The following is a 24,414-nucleotide window of genomic DNA, read 5'->3' on the forward strand; positions in this document are numbered from 1 at the left end:
TGCAGGATATGGCCGGCCGGCCGTGGAATGTTGTCATGTGGACCGGCGGCGGCCGTACGTCCCGGAAAGGAACGCGGCATGAACGAAGACGTAAAAGCTTTTATCGACGCGCTGCGGCAGGGCGAACGCCCGAAGTCGCCCCAGACGCTCCAGTCGTACGAGCGGGATTTGCTTCAAATGACGGCGTATTTGCGAGGCGAAGGCGTCGACCGGGCGGAGGACGTGCAGAAGCATCAGCTGTCCCTCTATTTTAACCGGCTGCGGGAGCAGGGGCGGGCCGCGGCGACCGTCGCGCGGCAGATGGTCGCCGTCCGGTCGTTCTTCCACGGGCTGGTCGCCAGCGGGCGCATCCCGTCGAATCCGGCGATCGGACTGGAGGCGCCGAAGCCGGACAAGCGCAAGGCGGAGGCGCTCGAGCCGGAGGAGATCGAGCGGCTGCTCGCCGCGCCGGACGCGGCCTCCGACGCGGGCATGCGCGACGCGGCGATGATGGAGACGCTGTACGCGACGGGCATGCGCGTGTCCGAGCTGGTCGCGCTCGACCTCGAGCACGTGCGGCTCGAGCTGGGCATCATCCGCTGCGTCGACGCGCGGGGCCGCGAGCGGATCATTCCGGTCGGCGGCGCGGCGGCGGACGCCCTGACCGCCTACTTGGAGCGGGTGCGTCCCCAGCTCGCGAAGGCGGGCGGACAAGCCCTCTTCCTGAACCTGCAGGGCGGCCGGATAACGCGCCAGGGTTTGTGGAAAATCCTGAAGCAGGCCGCGCGGGACGCCGGCATCGAGCGGGAGCTGACGCCGCATTCGCTGCGGCAGGCGTTCGCGGCCCATCTGCTGCGGAACGGGGCGGATCTCCGGTCCGTCCAGGAAATGATGGGCCACGCCGGCCTGCAGGCGACGCTGCAGTACGCGCAGCCCGCGAAGGCGCGGATCAACGACGTGTACCGTCAAGCCCACCCGCGCGCGGGGCGGCATACATAGCCGGCCGTTACCGGTCGGCAAGCATTCGAAATGCATTCGGCTATCGGCATGAAGAATGAAGCAGGCAACATTTCTTAGCCATTATCGTCCCATCACGAGAAGAGAAACCAGAACGGAGTGAACGTATGCGTTTTGACCGAATTGCAGTCATCGTGCTCGACAGCGTCGGCATCGGCGAACTGCCCGACGCCCCGGCGTTCGGCGACGCCGGCGCCCATACGCTGGGCCATATTTTGCGCGAGGTGCCGGAGATGAAGTTGCCGCAGCTGCGGCGCTGGGGACTGGACCGCATCGAAGCGCTGGGCGATTGGACGCCGGAAGGCGGCCCCAGGGCCTATTACGGCAAGATGGCCGAGGTGTCCTCGGGCAAGGATACGATGACGGGCCACTGGGAAATCGCCGGCCTGAAGATCACGGTGCCGTTCCAGACGTTCGCGGACGGCTTCCCGGCGGAGCTGATCGACGCGTTCGCGGAACGGACCGGCCGCGGCGTGCTGGGCAACAAGTCCGCGAGCGGGACGGAGATTCTCGACGAGCTGGGCGAGGAGCAGCTGAAGACGGGCAAGTGGATCGTCTACACGTCCGCGGACAGCGTGTTCCAAATCGCCGCGCACGAAGACTTGATTCCGCTCGAGGAGCTGTACCGGGCCTGCGAAATCGCGCGCGAGCTGACGATGGACGAGCGCTTCGCGGTCGGCCGGGTCATCGCGCGGCCGTACGTCGGCGAGCCGGGCGCGTTCAAGCGGACGCCGAACCGGCACGATTACGCCGTGAAGCCGCCGGAGCCGACGGTGCTGAACGCGCTGAAGGACGAAGGCTTTGACGTGATCGCGGTCGGGAAGATCAACGACATCTTCTGCGGCGAAGGCGTCACGGAGACGCTGCCGACGAAGAGCAACGCGGACGGCATCGCGAAGACGCTGGACGCGCTGGACAAGCCGTTCCGCGGTCTGCTGTTCACGAACCTCGTCGACTTCGACTCGCTGTTCGGCCATCGGCGCGACCCGCGGGGCTACGCCGGCGCGCTCGAGGAGTTCGACCGGGCGGTGCCGGAGCTGGAGAAGCGGCTCGGGGAGCGGGACCTGGTGATCGTCACGGCCGATCACGGCAACGATCCGACCTACCGGGGCACCGACCATACCCGCGAATACGTGCCGCTGCTCGTCTACGGTCCGGCGCTGAAGCGCTCCGGCTCGCTCGGCGTGCGCGCCACGTATGCCGACGTGGCGGCCACGATCGCCGACAACTTCGGCGCGAAGCGGCCGCCGAACGGCGCGTCGTTCCTCGGCGAGCTGAAGTAACGGCCTCTGCCCGGGCGCTGGGCGGCAACCGGCAGGCGACTGATCTAGGGCATGACCAACCAAGGAGGAAACAGGGAGATGTTGAACGCAGCGCAAGTCCGCGAAGCGGCGGAGTATATTTTGGGGAAAATTTCGCTCAAGCCGGAGGTCGGCCTGATTATGGGCTCGGGCCTGGGCATTCTGGGCGACTATATCGAGGACGCGGTCGTGATCCCGTACGAGGACATTCCGCATTTCCCGGCGTCGACGGTGGAAGGTCATGCCGGCGAGCTCATGATCGGCACGTTGTCCGGGCGTCCCGTCGTGCTGATGCGCGGCCGGTTCCACATGTACGAAGGCTACGGTCCCGAGCTGACGGCTTTCCCGGTCCGCGTCATGAAAGCGATCGGCGCGTCCAAGCTGATCGTCACGAACGCCGCCGGCGGGGTGAACACGGGCTACAGCCCGGGCGATCTCATGCTGATTAGCGACCATATCAATTTCCAAGGGCGCAATCCGCTCGTCGGCCCGAACGACAACGAGCTCGGCGTCCGTTTCCCGGACATGTCGCAGCCGTACAGCAAGCGCCTGCGCGAGCTGGCGGCGAACGTCGCCCGGGAGCAGGGCTTCTCGCTCCGGGAAGGCGTCTACCTGGCCGTGCTCGGCCCGTCCTACGAAACGCCGGCGGAAATCCGCATGATGCGCGTCCTCGGAGCGGATGCTGTCGGCATGTCGACGGTCGCGGAGGTCATCGCGGCGAATCATTCCGGCATGGAAGTGCTCGGAATTTCGTGCATCAGCAACATGGCGTCGGGTATTTTGGATCAGCCGCTGTCCCACGGCGAGGTCATGGAAACGACGGAACGCGTGAAAACCCGGTTCCTTGGACTCGTGACGGGACTGATTCCTTCGGTATAGTTTGTAACACAATTGTAACAATCGGTCTCGACTCATTGTGACATTCTTTACCGCATGGTCGTCGTATAATGTCCGTGATCATTAATCCACCATCCTTCATAAAGCGGGGAATTTTTTTCATGGACAAGCAAAGCTATCATTTACTCGAGCGTCTGCGCGGTCAGCTGGTAAGCGCCGCCATGGGAAAGGGAACGTTCCTGAACCGCGACGTCCTGCTGCTCAGCCAGACGCTCGACCAGCTCATCGTCAAAGCACAGCGCGAAAAAAACCGGACGCCGGAGTCGGCTCAAGGCTGAACGGGCCGTCACGCGCGACCGGGAAGTACGCATTAGGAGGTCATCAGGCTTGCGAGCGGTCGACATCATTCACAAGAAGCGAAACGGCGGATCGTTAACGAACGAAGAACTGTCGTTTCTTATACAAGGTTACAGCCGCGGAGAAATTCCGGACTATCAAATGTCCGCCTGGGCGATGGCCGTCTATTTTCAAGGCATGAATCCGGAGGAGACCGCGTTCTTGACCCTGGCGATGGCCGAATCCGGCGATCGGGTCGACCTGTCGCCCATCCGCGGCATCAAGGTGGACAAGCATAGCACCGGCGGCGTCGGCGACAAAACGAGCTTGATCATCGGTCCGCTCGTCGCGTCCTGCGGCGTGCCCGTCGCCAAAATGTCCGGCCGGGGCCTCGGCCATACCGGCGGCACCATCGACAAGATGGAATCGATGCCAGGTTTCCGCACGGAGCTGGCGCGCGAGGACTTCATCGCGCAGGTCAACGACATCGGCGTCGCGATCATCGGCCAGAGCGGCGATCTCGCCCCGGCCGACAAGAAGCTGTACGCGCTGCGGGACGTCACCGCGACGGTGGAGTCGATTCCGCTCATCGCGAGCTCCGTCATGAGCAAGAAAATCGCGGCCGGCGCCGACGCCATCGTGCTGGACGTGAAGACCGGCAGCGGCGCCTTCATGAAGACGCTGGACGATTCCGAGCGGCTCGCGAAGGCGATGGTCGAGATCGGCACGCAGGTCGGGCGCCGCACGGCCGCGCTGATCAGCGACATGGACCAGCCGCTCGGCTTCGCGATCGGCAACGCGCTGGAGGTCCGGGAAGCGATCCAGACGCTTCACGGCCGCGGTCCGGACGATCTGACCGAGCTGTGCATCGCGCTCGCGTCGCATATGGTCGTGCTCGGCGGCCAGGCGGCGAATTTGAAGGAAGCGGAGGCGGCGCTCCGCGAGAAGCTGCGTTCGGGCGAGGCGCTCGCGAAGTTCAAGGCATTCGTCGCGGCGCAGGGCGGCGATCCCGCCGTCGGCGACGATCCCGCGCTGCTTCCGCAGGCGCCCGTGCTCGTCGAAGTGCCGGCGCCGAAGAGCGGCCACGTCCACGCCATTCAGGCGGAGGAGCTCGGCCTCGCGGCCATGCTGCTCGGCGCCGGGCGGGCGATGAAGGATTCCGTCATCGACCACGCGGTCGGCATCACGCTGCGGCGGAAGGTCGGCGAAGAAGTCCGCGAAGGCGAGACGATCGCGCTGCTGCACGTGCGCGAGGACGGCGACGCGGCGCAGGCGGTGCTGCGCCGCGTTCAGGACGCGTACGCGATCGGCGACGAGCCGGCGCAGCCGTCCCCGCTGCTGCTCTCGATCGTGACGGAGCAAGGCGTGACGCGCTTCTAGCGCGTTCGGGAATTCTACGGGAAAGGCATCCGATTTCGGTCGGATGCCTTTCTTTTTTTGCCCGGACGGCTGGAATATTTTACCCCCAATCGGTGCACACTAGGAATGAGATTTTAGCCGTTTTAGCGGTCTAGCTATGCCGCGGGCATCACTCAGGAGGAGAACTTCGATGAAAAACAACGTGAAACCTTTCGTCATCCTGGCGTTGACGATGATTTTGGCGCTTTCTGTACCCGTATCGGCCATGGCCGAAGAAAAAACGGCACCGCAAGGCGCGGGAGCGGCCGACCTGGCGCCATCCGCGCGTTCTGCCATTCTCATGGACGCCGACAGCGGCACCATCGTATACGAGAAGAACAGCCACGCCAAGCTGCCGCCGGCCAGCATCACCAAGGTCATGACGATGCTGCTGATCATGGAGGCGCTCGACGAAGGGCGCATCAAGCTGACCGACAAGGTGCCGACGAGCGAATACGCCGCTTCGATGGGCGGTTCGCAAATTTTCCTGGAGCCGGGCGAGCAGATGACCGTCGACGAGATGCTGAAGGGCATCGCGATGGCGTCGGGCAACGACGCGTCGGTCGCCATGGCGGAGAAGATCGCGGGCACGGAGTCGGCGTTCGTCGACATGATGAACAAGCGCGCGGCGGAGCTGGGGCTGAAGAACACCCACTTCGCGAACTGCAACGGGCTTCCGGCGGCGGAGCACTATTCGTCCGCGCACGACATCGCCGTCATGTCGCGCGAGCTGCTGAAGCACGGCGAAATCACGAAATACACGGGCGTGTACCAGGATTACCTGCGCAAGACGAGCGACAAGCCGTTTTGGCTCGTCAACACGAACAAGCTGGTTCGCTTCTATACGGGAGCGGACGGGCTGAAGACCGGCTTCACGAGCGAAGCGAAGTTCTGCCTGACGGCCACGGCGCACCGGGACAACCTGCGCGTCATCGCCGTCGTCATGGGCGAGCCGAACACGAAGACGCGTAACGCGGAAGTGTCGCAGATGCTCGATTATTCGTTCGCGCAGTACATGAACCATACGATCTTCAAGAAGGGCGACCCGATGGGCACCGTGAAGGTCGAGAAGGGCATGCGGCCGGAGCTGCAGCTCACGGCGAAGCATTCCTACAGCGTGCTGCTGAAGAAGGGCACCACCGTCAAGGACATCCGCTACGAGCTGAAGCTGCAGCCGCTGAAGGCGCCGGTCACGGTCAATCAGCCGATCGGCAAGCTGATCGTGTACCAGGGCGACCAGGTGCTGACGGAATTCGCCGTCGACGCCCCGTCTTCCGTCGAACGCGCGGGCTGGTGGACGCTGTTCAAGCGCTCCATGGGCAGCCTGTTCGGCTAAAACGCCGCCCGATAAGCAAAATCCGCCTGCGCCGCTCGCATTTTGTCTGCCTTTAGCGCTCTGCTTCTAGTTTTGTCGCGGGGCAGGAAACGGCGGACGCGGCGTAGAATCCTCCATTCAACGCGAACCCGGCGCCGGCCGCCCAGGCAGGTCCGGGACCGGCTCGTGCTCCCCAAATTCAACGCGAGGAGTGAACATGAGGATGAGCTTGCAGGTGGAATTGGAACATTACCGTAACGTGCTAATCGTCAGGCTGCGCGGCGAGCTGGATCATCATACCGCCGACGTCGTCCGGTTCAAGATGGAGGAAGCGATCCTTCGCGGCAACAGCGACCACGTGATTCTGAGCCTGAAGGAGCTCCAGTTCATGGACAGCTCCGGCCTCGGTGTCATTCTCGGCCGCTACAAGCAGCTGAAGGCCAGGGGCGGCAAAATGGTCGTTTGCGACGTGAATACGGGCGTCTACCGGCTGTTCGAGCTGTCGGGCTTGTTCAAAATATTGCCGATTCACGATAACGAGCGGCTTGCGCTCAGTAGTCTGGAGGTCGTTTCATGAACGAGAGAAACGAGATGACACTTACCTTTTCCGCCCGTTCGGAAAACGAGGCGTTCGCCCGGGTCGCCGTGGCGGCGTTCGTGTCGCAGCTGGATCCGACGCTCGACGAGCTCAACGATTTGAAGACGGCGATCTCCGAAGCGGTGACGAACGCGATCATCCACGGCTACGACGGCAATCCCGCCGGCATGGTGACGATCGAAGGCGCCATCGAAGGCGACGTCGTGCGGCTCATCGTGAAGGACAAGGGACGCGGCATCGAGGACGTCGACCTGGCCCGCCAGCCGCTGTATACCTCCAAGCCGGAGATGGAACGGTCGGGCATGGGCTTCACGATCATGGAGAACTTCATGGACGGCTTCGACGTGTCGAGCGAACCGGGACAAGGCACCGCCATCGCGATGACGAAGCGCATCGAATCGAAAAAAGCGCTCTTCAATTAGGGGCATAGGGGTTGGACCGCATGGATGTCGATATGAAACAAACGGCGCAGCCATACCTGGATGATTCCGAGGTCAAGCGGCTGATCGCGCTGAGCCAGGCGGGAGATTCGCTGGCGCGCGACACGCTGGTGCAGTGCAATATCCGGCTCGTCTGGTCCGTCGTGCAGCGTTTCATGGGCCGCGGCTACGAGCCGGAAGACTTGTTCCAGATCGGCTGCATCGGCCTGCTGAAGTCGGTCGATAAGTTCGATCTCTCGTACGAGGTCAAGTTCTCCACCTATGCGGTGCCGATGATCATCGGCGAAATCCAGCGCTTCCTCCGCGACGACGGCACGCTGAAGGTGAGCCGCTCCCTGAAGGAAACGGCCAACAAAGTGCGCAAGACGAAGGACGAGCTGTCGAAGGTGCTGGGCCGTCTGCCGACGATCAAGGAGGTCGCCGAGCGGCTCGGCATCACGCCCGAGGACGTCGTCTTCGCGCAGGAAGCGAACAAGCCGCCGACTTCCATTCACGAGACGGTGTTCGAGAACGACGGCGATCCCATCACGCTGATGGACCAGATCGCCGACGATTCGCAGGAGCGCTGGTTCGACAAGCTCGCGCTGAACGAAGCGATCGGCGGCTTGTCGGAGCGCGAGCGCCTCATCGTCTTCCTCCGCTACTACCGCGACCAGACGCAGTCGGAGGTCGCCGCGCGCCTCGGCATCTCGCAGGTGCAGGTGTCCCGGCTGGAGAAAAAAATATTGCAGCTCATCCGCGACCAGATCGCGCAGTGAGCGGCGCGGTCCGGCTCGAGAAGCCGGCCGTCCCATCCGGGGCGGCCGGCTTTTTTATATTCGCAGGCAAACCTGCGATTATTTTCATGCCCGTTATTCTCATACTAAGGGAGATCATGACGACAAGGAGGTGTGCGCGATGAGCTACGATATGGCGCCGAGCGTATACTTGCGCCTGCGCAAGCGGATCGGCATCCGTCCGGAAGGCGTCGTCACGCTGGGACACGCCTCGCGCCTGTTCGCGAGCGACCCGGAGCTGGAGGCGAGGCTGGAGCGGCTCGTGCTGCACCGCCATTCGCTGAAGGACGGCAACCGCGTCGTAATCGACCTCCTCCAGATCGTGCGCGCGATCCGCGAGGAGGCGCCCGGCGCCGTCGTGGACGCGTACGGCGATCCGCAGGTGCTGGTCATCATCGCCGACGCGCCGCGCGAGCCGCGGAAGTCCGTGCTGTTCGTCACGTGGCTGCTGCTCTTCTTCGGGTCCGGGCTCGCGATCATGAACTTTCATACCGACGTGAGCATGAAGGACGTCCACGAACGGATCACGGAGCTCGTCACGGGGAAGAAGACCGACCATCCGCTCTGGTTTCAGGTGCCGTATTCGCTCGGCATCGGCGTCGGCATGCTCGTCTTCTTCAATCATCTATTCCGCAAGAGGTTCAACGAAGAGCCCAATCCGCTCGAGGTGGAGCTGTACATGTACGAAGAGAACGTCAATGCCTACGTCATCGCCGACGAGATGCGCCGCAAGAGCGAGCCGGGCGAGGAGGAGACCGGGCGGAAGCGGCCGAAGGCCGGGACAGACGATGGTTAGCGGGCTCGCGGCGAATTCGTTCGTGGCGGTGCTGGGCTTTGCCGGCGGCCTCGGCGTCGGCAGCGCGCTGGCGGCGCTGCTCATCGTGCTGGACATCATCCCGCGGCTGGCGCAGCTGGCCTTTGCGTACCGCAAGTCCATCTGGTTCGAGACGGCCGTCGTGTGCGGCGCGCTGTTCTGGTCGCTGGCCGACTTCCTGGAATGGCGGCTGTGGCTGCCGAAGCATCCGACCTTGATCGTCATCGGCACGTTCGACGGCATCTTCGTCGGCATGCTGGGCGCGGCGCTGACCGAGGTGATGAACGTGCTGCCGATCCTGGCCAAGCGCGTTCGGCTGAGCCGGTACTTGGTCAGTCTCGTCTACGCCATGGTGATCGGCAAGGTGACGGGCTCGCTGTTCGACTGGCTGGTCTTTCAATACATGGATCCTTAGGGCAAGGCGAAGGGCGAAAATCGACGAGAAGAAAGAAGGGCGGAAACGATGCGCGATAACGGGCATGGCGATAGAGAGACCGGCACGACCGAATTCAAAAAGCCGGTTCACGTGTTCTGGCACGACGACGGGAACGGCTTCGGCGACGAGCCGGAGGAGCAGGGCGCCGGCGCGGTCCCGGCCGATCGGGCGGCCGCTGCCGCGGACGGCGCCCGGGAGCGCGAAGAAGCGGCGCCCCGCAAGGCGGAGCGGGCTCCCGGGCATGACAAGCCCGGCTGGGACGCGGACGCGCCGGTCGGGCGGACGGACGCCGGGGTGAAAGCGGAAGCGAGGCTGCGCAGGGCGGACCATCAAGGCGAATGGTTCGCGGACGACGAGCCTGACGACGCGCCGCGGTCGGCGAGTTCCATGGATGCGGGCGAGGGTTCCGGACAGCGGTTCGCGGTGCCCGAGAATGCGGAAGAGTCGCATGAGAATGAGGAGGAGTCGCTCCCCGTGCGGCGGGTCGCGGAGCGCCCGGACGCGGGCGAGCTCGCCGGCGAGCCCCCCGGAGAGCCGATCGCGGCGCACCGGAAGCCCGGACGCGAAGCGAAGGGAGCGAAGAAAGCGAAGGAAGCGAAGGAAGCGGACGCGAAGAAGGACCTAATCCCGATTCCGGCTTCGCTCGACGGCTTCAAGCGGAAGCTCGAAGAGGAGGTCGGCTACAAGACGAGCTTCGACATCGTCCTGCGCGAGATGACGTTCGGGGACCGGCGGGTCGCGTTCTTCTTCTTCAACGGGTTCGCGAAGGACACGATCCTGACCGAAGTGCTCAAGCGGCTGACGTACCTCCAGGCGGAGGATTACCGCACCGCGTCGTTCCACGACTTCTTCCGGCTCTACGTGCCGGCGATCCAGGTCGTCGAGGAGCAGGACTGGGACGACATGATGACGAACGTCCTCTCCGGCGGCACCGCGATGTTCGTGGAAGGCGACGACAAGGTGCTGCTGATCGACGCCAAGGCGTTCCCGGCCCGCAACCCGGAAGAGCCGACGCTGGAGCGGGTCGTGCGCGGCGCGCGCGACGGGTTCGTGGAGACGATGCTCGTCAACGTGACGCTGGTGCGCCGGCGGCTGCGGGACAAGCAGCTGCGCTACGAGATCATGCGGGTCGGCGAACGCACGCAGACGGACATCTGCATCGCCTATATCGACGACATCGTCGACAAGGAAATGCTGGAGTCGATGAAGGACAAAATCAAACAGGTCAAGGTCGACGGCCTGCCGCTCGCGGACAAGCAGCTGGAGGAGGCGACCGTGCAGCGGGGCTGGAACCCGTTCCCGCTCGTCCGTTATTCGGAGCGGCCGGATACCGTCGCGGTGCACTTGATGGAAGGGAACATCGCCATCTTCGTCGACACGACGCCGAGCGTCATGATTTTGCCGACGACGTTCTTCGACCTGCTGCAGCACGCGGAGGAGAACCGCCAGACGCCGTTCATCGGCACGTACTTGCGCTGGGTCCGCTTCTTCGGCATCATCGCGTCGCTCTTCCTGCTGCCGCTCTGGTTCCTGTTCACGCTGCGGCCGGAGCTGAAGCCGCCGGGGCTTGGCTTCATCGGCGCGCAGCAAGCCGGGCACCTGCCGATGGTCGCGCAGTTCATCCTGGCCGAGGTCGGGGTCGACCTCATGCGGATGGCGGCGATCCATACCCCGACTCCGCTCGCGACCGCGATGTCCTTGATCGCCGCCATCCTGATCGGCGACATCGCCGTCAAGACCGGCCTGTTCGTGAACGAGGTCGTGCTGTACATGGCCATCTCGGCCATCGGCATGTTCGCGACCCCGAGCTACGAGCTGGGCCTGGCCAACCGGATCATCCGGCTCGTGCTCATCATCGCGGTCGCCCTGTTCGAGGTGCCGGGCTTCGTGGTCGCGACGACGTTCTTCTTCGTCATGCTGTGCATGCAGCGGTCGTTCAACCGGCCGTACATGTGGCCGCTCGTCCCGTTCGACGCCAAAGGCATGCTTGGCATCCTGCTCCGGGTGCCCGTCCTGCAAAACCGCAAGCGCCCCAACTACCTGAAGGCGCAGCAGCGGGACAAGATGCCGAACTGACGTCCCTTCCGCTCCCGCCCCAAGTTAAAAATGCAAATGAAATGTGGAATTATCCATTTCGGCGGGGGAGCGAATGCGTTATACTGATGCTAAATGATGCAAATCTCACGATTGGGCATTTTTATGCAGAAGGCGGAGGGGAATCAATTAATGTACTTACATGGAACCAGCAAAATTAATGGACAAGGCCATTTGGAAATCGGCGGCGTCGACACGACGGAACTGGCAAAGCAGTTCGGCACGCCGCTTTACATCGTAGATGAGGCGCTCGTGCGCCAAAGAGCCCGCGAATACGTGGAATCCTTCCGCGCCTCGGGCCTGAAATTCCAAGTCGCGTACGCAAGCAAAGCGTTCAGCGTCATGGCCATGTGCTCCATCGCGGAGCAGGAAGGGCTGTCGCTCGACGTCGTCTCCGACGGCGAGCTGTATACGGCGCTGAAAGCCGGCTTCCCGGCGGCGCGCATCCACTTCCACGGCAACAACAAGACGCCGGACGAGATCAACATGGCGCTCGACGCCAACATCGGCTGCTTCGTGGTCGACAACTTCAACGAGCTGTACCTGCTGAACGCCCTCGCGGCGGACAAAGGCAAGCGCGTCAATATCCTGCTGCGCATCACGCCGGGCGTCGAGGCGCACACGCACGATTACATTTCCACCGGCCAAACCGACTCGAAGTTCGGCTTCGACCTCGGCAACGGCACGGCGTATAAAGCGATTCAAGAAGCGATCGCCCAGCCGAACCTGGAGCTGCTCGGCGTCCACTCCCACATCGGCTCGCAAATCTTCGAAGTCGAAGGCTTCTCGATGGCGGCCGCCAAAGTGGCGGGCTTCGCCATGCAGGTCAAGAACGAGCTGGACGTGACGTTCCGCGTCATCAACCTCGGCGGCGGCTTCGGAATCCGCTACGTGGAAGGCGACACGCCGCTGCCGATCGCGCAGTACGTCAAGGCGATCACGGACGCCATCAAGACCAATTTCTCCGCGGCGAACTACCCGCTGCCGGAAATTTGGGTCGAGCCGGGCCGCAGCATGGTCGGCGACGCCGGCACGACGCTGTACACCGTCGGGACAAGCAAAGACATCCCGGGCGTGCGCAAGTACATCGCGGTCGACGGCGGCATGACGGACAATCCGCGTCCGGCGCTGTACGAGTCCAAGTACGAGGCGGTCTTGGCCAACCGCGCGAACGAACCGCTCGAAGAGACCGTCACGGTCGCGGGCAAATGCTGCGAGAGCGGCGATAAACTGATCATCGACTTGGAGCTGCCGAAGGCGAATAACGGGGACTTGCTTGCCGTATTCTGCACGGGCGCGTACAATTATGCCATGGCGAGCAATTACAACCGCATTCGCCGTCCTGCCGTCGTGTTCGTGAAAGACGGAGCCGCGGACGTCGCCGTCAAGCGCGAATCGCTCGACGACATCATCGGCAACGACGTCATTCCGGCGCGTTTGCAAACCTCGGCAGTGAAATAACAGTTTCGACAGGAGGCCACCATCAATGGCAAAACAAGCGAAAATCACTTTGGCGAACGGCGCCGAGGTCTATCTGGATCTGTTCGAGAAGGACGCCCCGAACACGGTCGCGAACTTCGAGAAGCTGGCGAACGAAGGCTTCTATAACGGCCTGACGTTCCACCGCGTCATCCCGGGCTTCGTCGCGCAAGGCGGCTGCCCGAACGGCACCGGCACCGGCGGTCCTGGCTACACGATCGACTGCGAGATCAACCCGAACAAGCACGAGCGCGGCGCGCTGGCCATGGCGCACGCGGGACGCAACACGGGCGGCAGCCAGTTTTACATCGTGTACCAGCCGCAGCCGCATCTGGACGGTCAGCATACGGTGTTCGGCAAAGTCGCGAAAGGCATGGAGCACGTCGACGCGTTCCAAGGCCGCGACCGCATGGAGAAAGTCGAAATTTTGGAAGTGTGAGCTTGAACCCGGCAGCGCGCGGAATCCATCCGCGCGCTGCTTTTTTTATGGGCCTCGCGGGCCGAAAGGACCGGGTTCGACATTAAGCCTACAAAACAAGTTGCATTTTCAAGTCCGAAGTGGTACCATTTCCACAAACGTATTTACGACAATCCTTCGGGGCAGGGTGAAATTCCCAACCGGCGGTGATCAAAGGGCTGCAGTTCCGCTTGCGCGACAGGCGGCTGTTCTCCTTTGTCAGTCCGTGACCCGGCTCGCAAGCGTGCAGGTCCCTCCTGGGCATGCATGGCTGCTTGACGGTGGACCTGGTGCGAATCCGGGACCGACAGTATAGTCTGGATGGGAGAAGGAGAGGGCTCGTGAATTCCATTTTTTCATGTCTTGCCGACCTTGTTCTTTTTTTCACAAGGTTGCCGAGTTTGTTTGAATGTGTCTTCAGACGCGTCCTTTTTCGCATACTCTCTCATCACCCCGTTGGCGATATTTGGCCGAGGGGTGATTTTTATTATGTCAACAATCGATGTTCTGAACGACGAGTCGTACATGCGGCTCGCGCTCGATATGGCATCCAAGGCGCAGGGACAGACGGAAATCAATCCCGTCGTCGGCTGCGTGATCGTCCGGGAAGGCCGCATCGTCGGGCTCGGCGCCCATCTGCGGCGCGGCGAAGGCCACGCGGAGGTGCACGCGCTGCGCATGGCGGGCGAACAGGCGGAAGGCGCGACGGCTTACGTCACGCTGGAGCCGTGCAGCCATCACGGCCGGACGCCGCCGTGCTGCGAACGGCTCATCGAAGCGAAGGTGGCGCGCGTCGTCGTCGCCTGCACGGATCCGAACCCGCAGGTCGCCGGCCGCGGGCTCTCCCGCCTCCGCGAAGCGGGCATCGCCGTCGAGGTCGGCCTGCTGGAGGAAGAATCGCTGCGGATGAACGAAATGTTCAACAAGTTCATCGTCACGCGGATGCCCTTCGTCACGATGAAGTCGGCGATGACGCTCGACGGCAAGCTGGCCGCCAAGAGCGGCGACAGCCGCTACGTCAGCGGGCCGCGGGCCAGGGAGATGACGCACACGCTGCGCCATCGGCACATGGGCATCATGGTCGGCGCCGAGACGGCGATCGTCGACGATCCGGAACTGTCGACCCGCCTGTCCGTGCCGGCGGTGCACCCCGTCCGCATCGTCGTCGACGCCAAGCTGCGCCTGCCGCCCGAGGCCCGCATGCTGCGGGAGATGATAGCGCCGGTCATCGTGTTGACGGTCGCAGGCGCGGATCCCGGCAAGCGAGCCGCCCTGAAGGCGGCCGGCGCCGAGGTCATCGACTGCGGGGACGGCGACCGCGTCGACCTCGCGCTCGCCATGCGCAAGCTCGGCGAACGCGAGATCGGCTCGATTCTGCTCGAGGGCGGCGGCAAGCTGAACGGCGCCATGCTCGAGCTCGGGCTGATCGACAAGCTGCTGCTGTTCGTGGCGCCGAAGGTCATCGGCGGCGCCGGCGCGCCGGGCGTGTTCCAGTTCGAAGGCTTCGAGAAGATGGCGCAGGCGATTCCGTTCCGCGACGTGCAGGTCGAACGGATCGGCGCCGATATCTTCGTGAGCGGCTATCCCGAATACGGGACGGGCGACCGCGCCGGCGGAGCCGAATAGCGGTCCCGACGGGCCGCTGCGCAAACGCGCGGAGGAGAGGAGGAGTAACCACGTGTTTACCGGACTTATCGAAGAAATCGGCGCCCTGAAGCGGTCGTTCAAGCAGGGCGAGGCGATGCTGCTCGTCGTCGAGGCGAACCGCATTCTGAAGGACGTCGCCCTCGGCGACAGCATTTCGGTCAACGGCGTCTGCCTGACCGTCACGGCGTTCGACAGCCGTTCGTTCACGGTCGACGTCATGCCGCAGACGTACCGCCATTCCAACCTGAAGGACATTCGCCCCGGCGAGCCGCTGAATCTCGAACGGGCGATGATGGCGGGCGGCCGCTTCGGCGGCCATCTCGTGCAGGGCCACGTCGACGGCACCGCCGACATCGTCGCGCGCGGCAGCGATGCCAACGCGGTCGTGTTCACGATCCGGCCGCACGACGAGAAGCTGATGCGCTACGTCATTCCGCAGGGCTCGGTCACGCTCGACGGCATCAGCCTGACGGTGGCGACGGCCGACCGGAACAGCTTCGCGGTCTCCATCATTCCGCACACCTTGAAGGAGACGGCCTTGCAGCATAAGGGCGCGGGCGGCGTCATCAACGTGGAATGCGACGTCCTCGGCAAGTACGTCGACCACCTGCTTCATTACAAAGGCGGCGACGAGGCGAAGGAAGACAAGCCGGACGGCGGCGGCAAAATCACCGCCGCGTTTCTGGCGGAGAACGGATTTTTCTAAACCATACAAAGGCAGGCAAGCCGCCTGCCAAAGGAGCGGATCGCGATGAGCAATCTGGGAGCAAGAAACCTGCCGGACGACAAACCCGTCTTCGACGCCATCGAAGAGGCCATATATGATCTCATGCTTGGCAAGCCGATCATCGTCGTCGACGACGAAGACCGGGAGAACGAAGGCGATCTGATCGCGCTGGCGAGCAAGGCGACGCCGGAGGTCATCAATTTCATGATTACCGAAGCGCGCGGGCTCGTATGCGTGCCGATCACGCAGGAGCGCGCCGAGGAGCTCGACCTTCCGCCGATGGTGCAGCGCAACACCGACTATCACGGCACCGCGTTCACCGTGTCGGTCGACCACGTGACGACGTCGACGGGCATCTCCGCCTACGAGCGCTCGCTCAGCGTGAAGGCGCTGATCGATCCGAAGACGAAGGCGCACGACTTCCGCCGGCCGGGCCACATTTTCCCGCTGATCGCGAAGAAGGGCGGCGTCCTGCGCCGCGCCGGCCATACGGAAGCGGCCATCGACTTGGCGCGGATGTGCGGCGCCGACCCCGCGGGCGTCATCTGCGAGATCATTAAGGAAGACGGCTCCATGGCGCGCCTGCCGGATTTGATCGAGTTCAAGGAGAAGCACGGCCTGAAGCTGATTTCCATCGAGTCGCTGATCCATTACCGCAACGAGAAGGAGAACCTGGTCGTGCGGGCCGTCGACGTGAAGATGCCGACCGATTTCGGCGTGTTCCGGGCGATTGCCTACACGAACGAGGTCGACAGCAAGGAGCACGTGGCGCTCGTCAAGGGCGAGATCGATCCGACCAAGCCGACGCTCGTGCGCGTCCACTCCGAATGCCTCACCGGCGACGTGTTCCATTCCCACCGCTGCGACTGCGGCCCGCAGCTCGAGGCGGCGCTGCGGCAGATCGACGAAGCCGGCAATGGCGTGCTGCTCTACATGCGCCAGGAGGGCCGCGGCATCGGCCTGATCAACAAATTGAAGGCGTACCAGCTGCAGGAGCAGGGGTTGGATACCGTCGACGCGAATATTAAATTGGGCTTCGCGCCGGATCTCCGCGACTACGGCATCGGCGCGCAAATCCTGAAGGACCTCGGCGTCCGCCAAATGCGGCTGCTGACGAACAATCCGCGCAAAATCCGCGGGCTCGAAGGCTACGGCCTCGAAGTCGTCGAGCGCGTGCCGATCCAAATGGACGCCAACGAAGACAACGACCAGTACCTGCACACGAAGAAAGACAAGCTTGGGCACCTGCTCAAATTTGACGATATCCCGAATAACCGATAACATGGCCCATAGCGGTCTAATTCAGAGAGGATGACAGCATCATGCCAAACGTATTCGAAGGACATTTAATTTCCGAGGGACTGAAATACGGCGTCGTCGTGGGGCGTTTCAACGAGTTTATTTCCAGCAAGCTGCTGAGCGGCGCGCTCGACGCGTTCAAGCGCCACGGCGCGGAAGACAACGAAGTGGACATCGCCTGGGTACCGGGCGCGTTCGAAATTCCGCTGATCGCCCAGAAGATGGCCGAAAGCGGCAAATACGACGCTGTCATCACCCTCGGCGCCGTCATCCGGGGATCCACGCCGCACTTCGACTACGTCTGCAACGAGGCGGCCAAAGGCGTGGCGGCCGTCGGGCTCAAAACCGGCGTGCCGACCGTGTTCGGCGTCCTGACGGTGGACTCCATCGAGCAGGCGATCGAGCGCGCGGGCACGAAAGCGGGCAATAAAGGCTGGGAAGCGGCCGTGACCGCCATCGAAATGGCGAACTTGACGAAGACGCTTCAAGGCTAAGCCGCGCGACGGCCGGCGGGCCGAACGGACGCAAGGCCGGTCGCGAGGCGCGGCGGCAATACGGCCGATCTTTAACTAATCATTGGCGGGAGTGGCTTGCAGCATGACGGTGACGTACAAACTGGAATCGTTCGAAGGACCCCTGGACTTGCTCCTTCATTTGATCGACAAAGCCGAAATCGACATTCACGAAATATCCGTCAGCGAGATTACGGATCAGTACATGGACTATTTGAATGCGATGCAGGAGCTGGAGCTGGAGGTCACGAGCGAATTCCTCGTCATGGCGGCAACGCTGCTGTCGATGAAGAGCAAGCAGCTGCTCCCGAAGCCGCCGGTCATCGAGGACGACTACTTCGAGGAATGGCCGGACGACGGCCTCGACCCGCGCGACGAGCTGATCGCGAAGCTCGTGGAATACCGCAAATACAAACAAATCGCGGAACAGCTCCGGGAGCAGGAATTCGAGCGCAGCCTCGTCTACACGAAGGAGCCGGAGGACATGACGCCGTTCATGAAGGTCGTGCCGGAGAACCCCGTCAAGGGGCTCAGCGTCGGCGACCTTATCGCGGCGTTCCAGAAGGCGCTGCGCAAGGCGTCCCGGCGCAACGTCATCGCGACGATCCATCGCGACGAAATATCGGTCAAGGACCGGATCCGCGACATCGTGGACGTGCTGCGGGAGTTCGAAACCGTCCGCTTCTCGAAGCTGATCCGGGAGGACATGAGCCGGCACGAGATCGTCGTGACGTTCCTGGCGCTGCTTGAACTGATGAAGATGAAGCATATTCGCTGTTTCCAGCACGGCCTATTTGATGATATTGTGGTGCATTGGAGGGGAGAAGCGGCTGATGGCGGATTATTCGAAGTTGAAGCAGATTATTGAAGGGTTATTGTTCATGGCGGGGGACGAAGGGCTGACGGCCAAGCAGCTCGCGGACATCCTGCAGCTGGAGGCCGGGGTCGCCGCGGATTTGGCCAAGGATCTGACGAAGGACCTGAGGTCCAAGAAGCGCGGCATTCAGGTGTCGCTGGTCGCCGGGGCGTACCGGATGACGACCAATCCCGATCACGCGGCGTATTTCGAACGGATGGCGTATTCGCCCACGCGCTCGAGCCTGTCCCAGGCGGCGCTCGAAACGCTGTCCATCGTCGCGTACCGGCAGCCGATCACGCGCGTGGAGATCGAAGAAATCCGCGGCGTCAAATGCGACCGGGCGATCCAGTCGCTCGTCGGCAAGGATTTGATCGAAGAGGTGGGCCGGGCCGAGCAAATCGGGCGTCCGATTCTGTACGGCACGACGAAGCCGTTCCTCGATTATTTCGGTTTGTCCGGCCTCGACGCGCTGCCGGAGCCTTCGTCCATCGCGGTCGACGATCTGGAGGACCAGACCCAGCTGCTGTTCGAGCGGCTGGAGGGCCGCCAGATGACGATCGAAGACATGACGATGGCCGATCTCGAGGCGGAGCTGGGCAACGATGACCGCGACGAGCCCGATGAGCCCGAGCCCAAACCGAAGCCGGAGCGCGAACCGGAACCGGCGTCCGAAACGTAACAACCCGAATGAGATTTGTCCGCAAGGTCATACTATATCCGACCAAAGTAGGGAAATGGGGGAAAACGCCATGCTCGGCTACCCGTTCGGATGGATGATCGCGGCAGGTCTCTTTTTTTTGCTTCTGCTCGTTATCGCGAGTTCGCAGGTCGTCATTAGCGGCCATATCAAGCGGGTGGGGGAGAACGACGACGCCGAGCTGCGCATTCGCGCGTTGATGGGCCTCGTGCATTACCATTGGCAGCTGCCGGAGGTGAAGGCGAAGGGCATCGGCCTGGAGCTCAAGCGCGAGCTGACCGCCGCCAACATCGGCGGGGTCGACTCGAACACGGATACGTCGCACGTGAATCCGAAGAGCTTTATGGCCTCGATCAGCTGGACGCAGGCGATTCTGCGGCATACGGACGATCTGCTCGGCTGGGTGCGCCGGACGCTGAACCACGTGCGGATCACGGAATGGAAATGGGCGAGCGCGGTCGGCACGGGCGATGCGATGTGGACGGCGATGGCGACCGGCACGGCCTGGTCCGTGAAGACGACCGCGATCGGCGTGCTGTCGCAGCTGATTCGGCTCGAGACGGATCCGGAGCTCTCGGTGCAACCCGTCTACCAAGGCGCGCATTTCTCCACGGAAGGGCAGTTTACGGCCAAAATCACGTTCGGCTACGCGTTCTATGCCGGCATCCGGCTCGCGGTCAAGATGAAAAAGGTGGCCAAGGGCGTGCCGAGGGGACTCGTCGGTTGGCAGCGGATATTGCTGCGCGGCTGATTACATAATGCGGTCCCGGCGGGGGCACGCTAGAAACGGCAAGGAGAGCATACCGATTTTCGAACCGAGGAGGACTTTATCGATGAACGACCATCCGATTCAAGGCCTGATGCAGACGGCGATGGAAAACATCAAGGAAATGGTGGACGTAAATACCATAGTTGGCGATCCCGTCCAAACTCCGGACGGCAGCGTCATCATGCCGATCTCCAAGGTCGGCTTCGGCTTCGTGGCGGGCGGCAGCGATATCCGCATGGGCGAGCAAAACAAAATGAGCGGGACCGACATGCACAACGCGGCCGTGCAAATGCCGTTCGGCGGCGGCAGCGGCGGCGGCGTGTCGATCACTCCGATCGCGTTCCTGGTCGTCGGCACCCACGGGGTCCGGATCGTGCCGCTCGACAACCAGACGCATCTCATGGAGCGGGTGATCGATTCCGCGCCGCAAGTGTTCGATAAGATCCAGACCATGTTCAAGAAAGACCATGTGTCCGCGGCCGAGGTCGATTCCGTGCTGATCGACAGCATGGACGTCCGTTAATCGCGGGCGGCGGGCTTCGGCTTTACCGACTAACCGTCCGATTCGGGGCGGTTTCTTTTTTTAGCCGCGATATGGGATATATCTTGGACCGCTTCATATACTTGTACAAGACGAGTACCGACATCCGAAGGAGGACATCTATGAGGCTCGCCTGCATCAGGAACAGACTCGCCGCCGTCGCGGCGTCCGTCATGCTGCTGCTTCCGGCGGCGGCGGCGGCCGCCGAACCGGCGCCGGAGTTGAAGACGGGAGCGGAGGGCGCCGCGCTGATCGACGTGGAGTCCGGCCGCATCCTGTACAGCCACAACGGGGACAAGCCGATGCTGATCGCCAGCTTGACGAAGATCATGACCGCCATCGTGGCGATCGAACACGGCAATCTGTCCGACATGGTCGAGACGAGCGTTCGGGCGGCCGGCAAAGAAGGGTCGTCGATTTATTTGCGCCGCGGGGAGAAGATGAGCCTGCATAACCTGCTGTACGGGCTGATGCTGCGCTCCGGCAACGACGCGGCCACGGCGATCGCGGAGCATGTGGGCGGATCCGAGGAGGGCTTCGTTCATCTGATGAACGACAAGGCCGAAATGCTGGGGCTGGCGAATTCGCACTTCATGAATCCGAGCGGCCTCGACGCGGAGGGCCATTACGGCTCCGCCAACGACTTGGCCAAGCTGACCGCCTACGCGCTGAGAAACCCGGTGTTCAAAGAAATCGTCAAGACAAAGCACAAATCGGCGCCGAACCCGAACGACCAGTGGGATTACCTGTGGAAAAATAAAAACAAAATGCTGTCGATGTACGAAGGCGCGGACGGGGTCAAAACCGGCTATACCAAAAAGGCGCTTCGCTGCCTGGTCAGCTCGGCGTCGCGGGGCGGCCAGCAGCTCGTCGCCGTCACGCTGCGGGATCGCGACGACTGGAACGACCATCAGCGGATGCTGAGCTTCGGCTTCGATCATTACCCGCTGAGCGAAATCGCGCACAAGGGACAACCCGTCAGCGGGCATCCGCTCGCCGTCGGCCGGACGCTGCGCTATCCGTTCGCCGAAGGCGAGAAGGAGCAGCTGCGCAGCAAGCTGACGCTCGTAAGCGCCGGTTCCGCGGCGTACCTGCTCGGCGAACGCGGCACGCTGGATTGGTTCGTCGGCGACGAGAAAATCGGCTCGACGCCCGTGTACGATCCGAACGGCGCGCGGATCGGCCTGCCGGATAAGCCGGCGTGGGCGGCGGGCGAACGCGCGGCTTTGCGCGCGGCCGGACATGGAGAGACCGGAGCCATCCGGTAAGGTTTTGCCGCGCGTCGCGACTTTGGGGAAGGAGGCGGCGGATGGTAAATTTCATTTGGCTATTCTTCATCGCGGCCAGCTTCGTTGCCGCCATCTTGAACGGGCGCATGGACGCGCTCACGGAAGCGGCGTTCGAAGGCGCCAAAAGCGGGGTGACGGTCAGCTTCGGCCTGATCAGCGTCATGGTGTTTTGGCTCGGGCTCATGCGCGTCGGCGAGGATGCGGGACTGCTTCGCAAGATCGCCGTCCTGCTGCAGCCCGCCGTGCGGTTTTTGTTTCCGGACGTGCCCAAGGGCCATCCGGCGCTCGGCTATATCATGAGCAACATGAGCGCGAACATCCTCGGGCTCGGCAATGCCGCGACGCCGATGGGCATCAAGGCGATGCAGGAGCTGCAGAAGCTGAATCCGCACAAGGAGACGGCTTCCGCCGCCATGTGCACGCTGCTGGCGCTGAATACGTCGAGCATCACGCTAGTGCCGACGACGCTCATCGCGATCCGCATGACGTACGGCTCCGTCAATCCCGCCGAGATCGTCGGCACGACGCTGGCGGCGACGCTCGTCGCGACGGTTGCGGCGATCGCGGCGGACCGCTGGTACCGCCACCGGTACAACCGCAAGCCGCCGAAGGATATCGGCCGCGACGGCCCGCCGGCGCGCGGCGGAGGCGCAGGCCTGCCGCAGCCCCCGCCGGGAACGGCGGCGCGAAGCTTCGGTCAAGGAAAGGGTGAGGCCGTTGTATGAGTGGGTAACGGCGATCTCCGCGTGGCTCATTCCGTTCATGATCGTGTTCATCCCGCTGTACGCCGCGTTCAAGCGCGTGCCCGTCTACGAGTCGTTCATCGACGGCGCGAAGGACGGGTTCGGCACGGCCATCAACATCATCCCGCATCTCGTCGGCATGATGGTGGCCATCAGCATGTTCCGGGCCTCCGGAGCCATGGACATGATGGCCGGCTTGCTGCGTCCGCTGTTCGACAGCCTCGGCATCCCGAGCGAGGTGCTTCCGCTCGGCCTGCTGCGGCCGTTGACGGGAGCCGGCTCGCTCGCCTTCACGACGGAGCTGATCAAGACGTACGGCCCGGATTCGCTGATCGGCCGGATCTCGTCGACGATTCAAGGCAGCACGGACACGACGCTCTACGTGCTGACGGTGTACTTCGGCGCGGTCGGCATCCGCAAGAGCAAATACGCGTTGAAAGTCGGGTTGTTCTCGGATCTGGTCGGATTTTTTGCCGCCATCATCATTTGTTTGTTCGTCTTCGGCCCGTAACGCCACCGAGAATTTACATACCCGCGCGCTAGTCCCGCCGCAACCGGCGTCCGCCTCCGGACGCCGAGCGCGCGGGGCTTTTTGCATGGGACTAAGAAGTCCGCGGCGTCCGCGCACTTTCTTTCCGGTGTCGATTTAGGGTATGATGGGGGGTGAGGTGAATCGAGTGGAACGTTTACAAAAAATTTTGGCGCAGGCCGGCGTGGCGTCGCGCCGCAAATGCGAGGAGCTGATCCTCTCCGGCAAGGTTCAGGTCAACGAGGAGACCGTGACGACCTTGGGCGCCAAAGCCGATCCCGCGACGGACGTCATTACCGTCAACGGCCGGCGGATCAAAAGCGAAAGCAAGCTGTACCTGATGCTGCATAAGCCGAAAGGCGTCATCACGAGCGCGAGCGACCCGCAGGGCCGCAAAATCGTCTCCGACTACCTGCCGGGCATCAAGGAGCGGGTCTATCCCGTCGGCCGGCTGGATTACGATACCGAAGGACTGCTGCTGCTGACGAACGACGGGGAGTTCGCGAACCTGCTGACGCACCCGAGCCATCACGTGCCGAAGACCTACTGGGCGACCGTGAAGGGCGTCCCCCACGGCTCCGCGCTGGAGCGCCTGCAGCAGGGCATCCTGCTCGAGGACGGCATGACGGCGCCGGCAGAGGTCGAATATCACGACGTCGACACGGAGAAGAATCAGGCGACCGTGACCATTACGATCTACGAGGGCCGCAACCGCCAAGTCCGCCGCATGTTCGACGCCATCCATCATCCCGTCATCCTGCTCCGCCGGATCCGTTTCGGCGAACTGGGCCTGCACGGACTGGCCCGCGGCAAGTTCCGGCATCTGACGCCGAAGGAAGTGCAGGACCTCCGCGCGGCGGCCGTCAAGACACATAAAGTTCAAAAATAACGGGCGGCGGCAATCTCGATTGCCGTCCGATTTTCGTTATAATGGAAATACGACAAACAGCAGCATTGCAGCTAAGGAACAGGCGGTGAAACGCAATGAAAAAGAACCGCAGACTCATTCAGGTGCTGATCTTCCTCGGCGTTCTCGTGCTCGGCGGCTATGCCATCGGCAACTCGCTGTTCGCGAACAGCGGCGGACTGCCCGGCAAGGGCCAGACGCCGCCTTCTTTCGCGCTTTTGGACCTGGACGGCCAGACGCACCGTCTCGAGGACTATAAGGGCAAGGCGCTCGTCCTGAACTTCTGGGGGACCTTCTGCCCGGGCTGCGTGACGGAGACGCCGGATTTGGAAGAACAGTACAAGAAGCATGCGGACAAGCCGTTCGAAATCGTCGGCGTCAATCTGAGCGAGGACAAGCTGGCGATCCGCAATTTCATCGAACAATACGGCGTCAGTTATACGATTTTGCAGGACGACAACCGGCAGATTGAACGCGCATACGGGCTTCGGTCGTATCCCACCACCTTCTTCGTGAAGCCAGACGGTACGATTATGGACGTCTTTATCGGACCGATGGGCAAGCAGGACATGGACGAGCGCATCACGAAACTGCTGGCGTCCTAGTCGGAGGAGGTTT

The 24,414-nt window shown here is 62.9% G+C and carries 27 protein-coding genes and 1 riboswitch; all 27 genes read left to right on the top strand.

Features of this window, described 5'->3' with window-relative positions; genetic code table 11:
• Positions 1 to 78 precede the first annotated feature (78 nt).
• Entirely contained in the window at positions 79 to 978 is a 900-nt protein-coding gene (locus I8J29_RS07455; protein ID WP_208847000.1) for a tyrosine recombinase, read from the top strand.
• Between the two features lie 125 nt (positions 979 to 1,103).
• A complete protein-coding gene (gene deoB / locus I8J29_RS07460; RefSeq protein WP_208847001.1) occupies positions 1,104 to 2,279 on the top strand; it encodes a phosphopentomutase in 1,176 nt (391 codons plus the stop codon).
• A 78-nt stretch (positions 2,280 to 2,357) separates the two neighbouring features.
• Positions 2,358 to 3,176, top strand: a complete 819-nt coding sequence (locus I8J29_RS07465) for a purine-nucleoside phosphorylase (RefSeq protein WP_208847002.1) — start codon at positions 2,358 to 2,360, stop codon at positions 3,174 to 3,176.
• Positions 3,177 to 3,295: 119 nt separating this feature from the next.
• On the top strand, positions 3,296 to 3,472 hold the full coding sequence (locus tag I8J29_RS07470) for an aspartyl-phosphate phosphatase Spo0E family protein (protein ID WP_208847003.1): 177 nt from the start codon (positions 3,296 to 3,298) through the stop codon (positions 3,470 to 3,472).
• A 49-nt stretch (positions 3,473 to 3,521) separates the two neighbouring features.
• Complete coding sequence (locus I8J29_RS07475; RefSeq protein ID WP_208847004.1) at positions 3,522 to 4,850, top strand: pyrimidine-nucleoside phosphorylase; 1,329 nt, start codon at positions 3,522 to 3,524, stop codon at positions 4,848 to 4,850.
• A 169-nt stretch (positions 4,851 to 5,019) separates the two neighbouring features.
• On the top strand, positions 5,020 to 6,204 hold the full coding sequence (locus I8J29_RS07480) for a D-alanyl-D-alanine carboxypeptidase family protein (RefSeq protein ID WP_208847005.1): 1,185 nt from the start codon (positions 5,020 to 5,022) through the stop codon (positions 6,202 to 6,204).
• A gap of 202 nt (positions 6,205 to 6,406) precedes the next feature.
• Positions 6,407 to 6,760 (top strand): anti-sigma F factor antagonist, encoded by a 354-nt coding sequence (gene spoIIAA, locus I8J29_RS07485; protein ID WP_090637991.1) that lies wholly within the window; start codon positions 6,407 to 6,409, stop codon positions 6,758 to 6,760.
• Complete coding sequence (gene spoIIAB, locus I8J29_RS07490; protein WP_090637988.1) at positions 6,757 to 7,203, top strand: anti-sigma F factor; 447 nt, start codon at positions 6,757 to 6,759, stop codon at positions 7,201 to 7,203. The genes spoIIAA and spoIIAB overlap by 4 nt, the downstream gene beginning before the upstream one ends.
• Before the next feature lie 20 nt (positions 7,204 to 7,223).
• Entirely contained in the window at positions 7,224 to 7,979 is a 756-nt protein-coding gene (sigF, locus tag I8J29_RS07495) for an RNA polymerase sporulation sigma factor SigF (protein ID WP_090637986.1), read from the top strand.
• A 139-nt stretch (positions 7,980 to 8,118) separates the two neighbouring features.
• Positions 8,119 to 8,793, top strand: a complete 675-nt coding sequence (locus I8J29_RS07500) for a stage V sporulation protein AA (RefSeq protein ID WP_208847006.1) — start codon at positions 8,119 to 8,121, stop codon at positions 8,791 to 8,793.
• Complete coding sequence (locus tag I8J29_RS07505; protein ID WP_208847007.1) at positions 8,786 to 9,226, top strand: stage V sporulation protein AB; 441 nt, start codon at positions 8,786 to 8,788, stop codon at positions 9,224 to 9,226. Before I8J29_RS07500 ends, I8J29_RS07505 begins: the two co-directional genes overlap by 8 nt.
• 48 nt (positions 9,227 to 9,274) lie before the next feature.
• Positions 9,275 to 11,323 (top strand): spore germination protein, encoded by a 2,049-nt coding sequence (locus I8J29_RS07510; RefSeq protein ID WP_338113083.1) that lies wholly within the window; start codon positions 9,275 to 9,277, stop codon positions 11,321 to 11,323.
• Between the two features lie 150 nt (positions 11,324 to 11,473).
• Positions 11,474 to 12,802, top strand: coding sequence for a diaminopimelate decarboxylase (gene lysA / locus I8J29_RS07515; protein WP_208847008.1), 1,329 nt, complete (start codon positions 11,474 to 11,476; stop codon positions 12,800 to 12,802).
• Between the two features lie 25 nt (positions 12,803 to 12,827).
• Positions 12,828 to 13,259 carry a peptidylprolyl isomerase gene (locus I8J29_RS07520; RefSeq protein ID WP_208847009.1) on the top strand — a complete coding sequence of 144 codons (432 nt, stop codon included), beginning with the start codon at positions 12,828 to 12,830 and terminating at the stop codon, positions 13,257 to 13,259.
• Positions 13,260 to 13,407: 148 nt separating this feature from the next.
• A riboswitch (FMN riboswitch) is annotated at positions 13,408 to 13,614 on the top strand.
• Positions 13,615 to 13,766: 152 nt separating this feature from the next.
• A complete protein-coding gene (gene ribD / locus I8J29_RS07525; RefSeq protein ID WP_208847010.1) occupies positions 13,767 to 14,903 on the top strand; it encodes a bifunctional diaminohydroxyphosphoribosylaminopyrimidine deaminase/5-amino-6-(5-phosphoribosylamino)uracil reductase RibD in 1,137 nt (378 codons plus the stop codon).
• A 52-nt stretch (positions 14,904 to 14,955) separates the two neighbouring features.
• Positions 14,956 to 15,630: a riboflavin synthase gene (gene ribE / locus I8J29_RS07530; protein WP_208847011.1), complete on the top strand. Its 675-nt coding sequence runs from the start codon at positions 14,956 to 14,958 to the stop codon at positions 15,628 to 15,630.
• A gap of 45 nt (positions 15,631 to 15,675) precedes the next feature.
• Entirely contained in the window at positions 15,676 to 16,932 is a 1,257-nt protein-coding gene (locus I8J29_RS07535) for a bifunctional 3,4-dihydroxy-2-butanone-4-phosphate synthase/GTP cyclohydrolase II (RefSeq protein ID WP_208847012.1), read from the top strand.
• 41 nt (positions 16,933 to 16,973) lie between these two features.
• Entirely contained in the window at positions 16,974 to 17,444 is a 471-nt protein-coding gene (gene ribH / locus I8J29_RS07540; protein ID WP_090637965.1) for a 6,7-dimethyl-8-ribityllumazine synthase, read from the top strand.
• 103 nt (positions 17,445 to 17,547) lie between these two features.
• Complete coding sequence (locus I8J29_RS07545) at positions 17,548 to 18,330, top strand: segregation and condensation protein A (RefSeq protein ID WP_208847013.1); 783 nt, start codon at positions 17,548 to 17,550, stop codon at positions 18,328 to 18,330.
• Complete coding sequence (scpB, locus tag I8J29_RS07550) at positions 18,296 to 19,000, top strand: SMC-Scp complex subunit ScpB (RefSeq protein WP_208847014.1); 705 nt, start codon at positions 18,296 to 18,298, stop codon at positions 18,998 to 19,000. Before I8J29_RS07545 ends, scpB begins: the two co-directional genes overlap by 35 nt.
• A gap of 70 nt (positions 19,001 to 19,070) precedes the next feature.
• Positions 19,071 to 19,769, top strand: a complete 699-nt coding sequence (locus I8J29_RS07555) for a DUF2953 domain-containing protein (protein WP_208847015.1) — start codon at positions 19,071 to 19,073, stop codon at positions 19,767 to 19,769.
• 82 nt (positions 19,770 to 19,851) lie between these two features.
• Entirely contained in the window at positions 19,852 to 20,310 is a 459-nt protein-coding gene (gene ytfJ / locus I8J29_RS07560) for a GerW family sporulation protein (RefSeq protein WP_208847016.1), read from the top strand.
• Positions 20,311 to 20,450: 140 nt separating this feature from the next.
• Positions 20,451 to 21,596 (top strand): D-alanyl-D-alanine carboxypeptidase family protein, encoded by a 1,146-nt coding sequence (locus tag I8J29_RS07565; RefSeq protein WP_208847017.1) that lies wholly within the window; start codon positions 20,451 to 20,453, stop codon positions 21,594 to 21,596.
• A 41-nt stretch (positions 21,597 to 21,637) separates the two neighbouring features.
• Entirely contained in the window at positions 21,638 to 22,342 is a 705-nt protein-coding gene (locus I8J29_RS07570) for a nucleoside recognition domain-containing protein (protein ID WP_208847018.1), read from the top strand.
• Complete coding sequence (locus tag I8J29_RS07575) at positions 22,335 to 22,871, top strand: spore maturation protein (RefSeq protein ID WP_276316261.1); 537 nt, start codon at positions 22,335 to 22,337, stop codon at positions 22,869 to 22,871. Before I8J29_RS07570 ends, I8J29_RS07575 begins: the two co-directional genes overlap by 8 nt.
• 166 nt (positions 22,872 to 23,037) lie before the next feature.
• Positions 23,038 to 23,778 carry a pseudouridine synthase gene (locus tag I8J29_RS07580; RefSeq protein WP_208847019.1) on the top strand — a complete coding sequence of 247 codons (741 nt, stop codon included), beginning with the start codon at positions 23,038 to 23,040 and terminating at the stop codon, positions 23,776 to 23,778.
• Between the two features lie 95 nt (positions 23,779 to 23,873).
• Positions 23,874 to 24,401 carry a redoxin domain-containing protein gene (locus I8J29_RS07585; protein WP_208847020.1) on the top strand — a complete coding sequence of 176 codons (528 nt, stop codon included), beginning with the start codon at positions 23,874 to 23,876 and terminating at the stop codon, positions 24,399 to 24,401.
• The last annotated feature ends 13 nt before the right edge of the window (positions 24,402 to 24,414 follow it).

The organism is Paenibacillus artemisiicola, from assembly GCF_017652985.1.
Classification (GTDB): Bacteria; Bacillota; Bacilli; order Paenibacillales; family Paenibacillaceae; genus Paenibacillus_Z; species Paenibacillus_Z artemisiicola.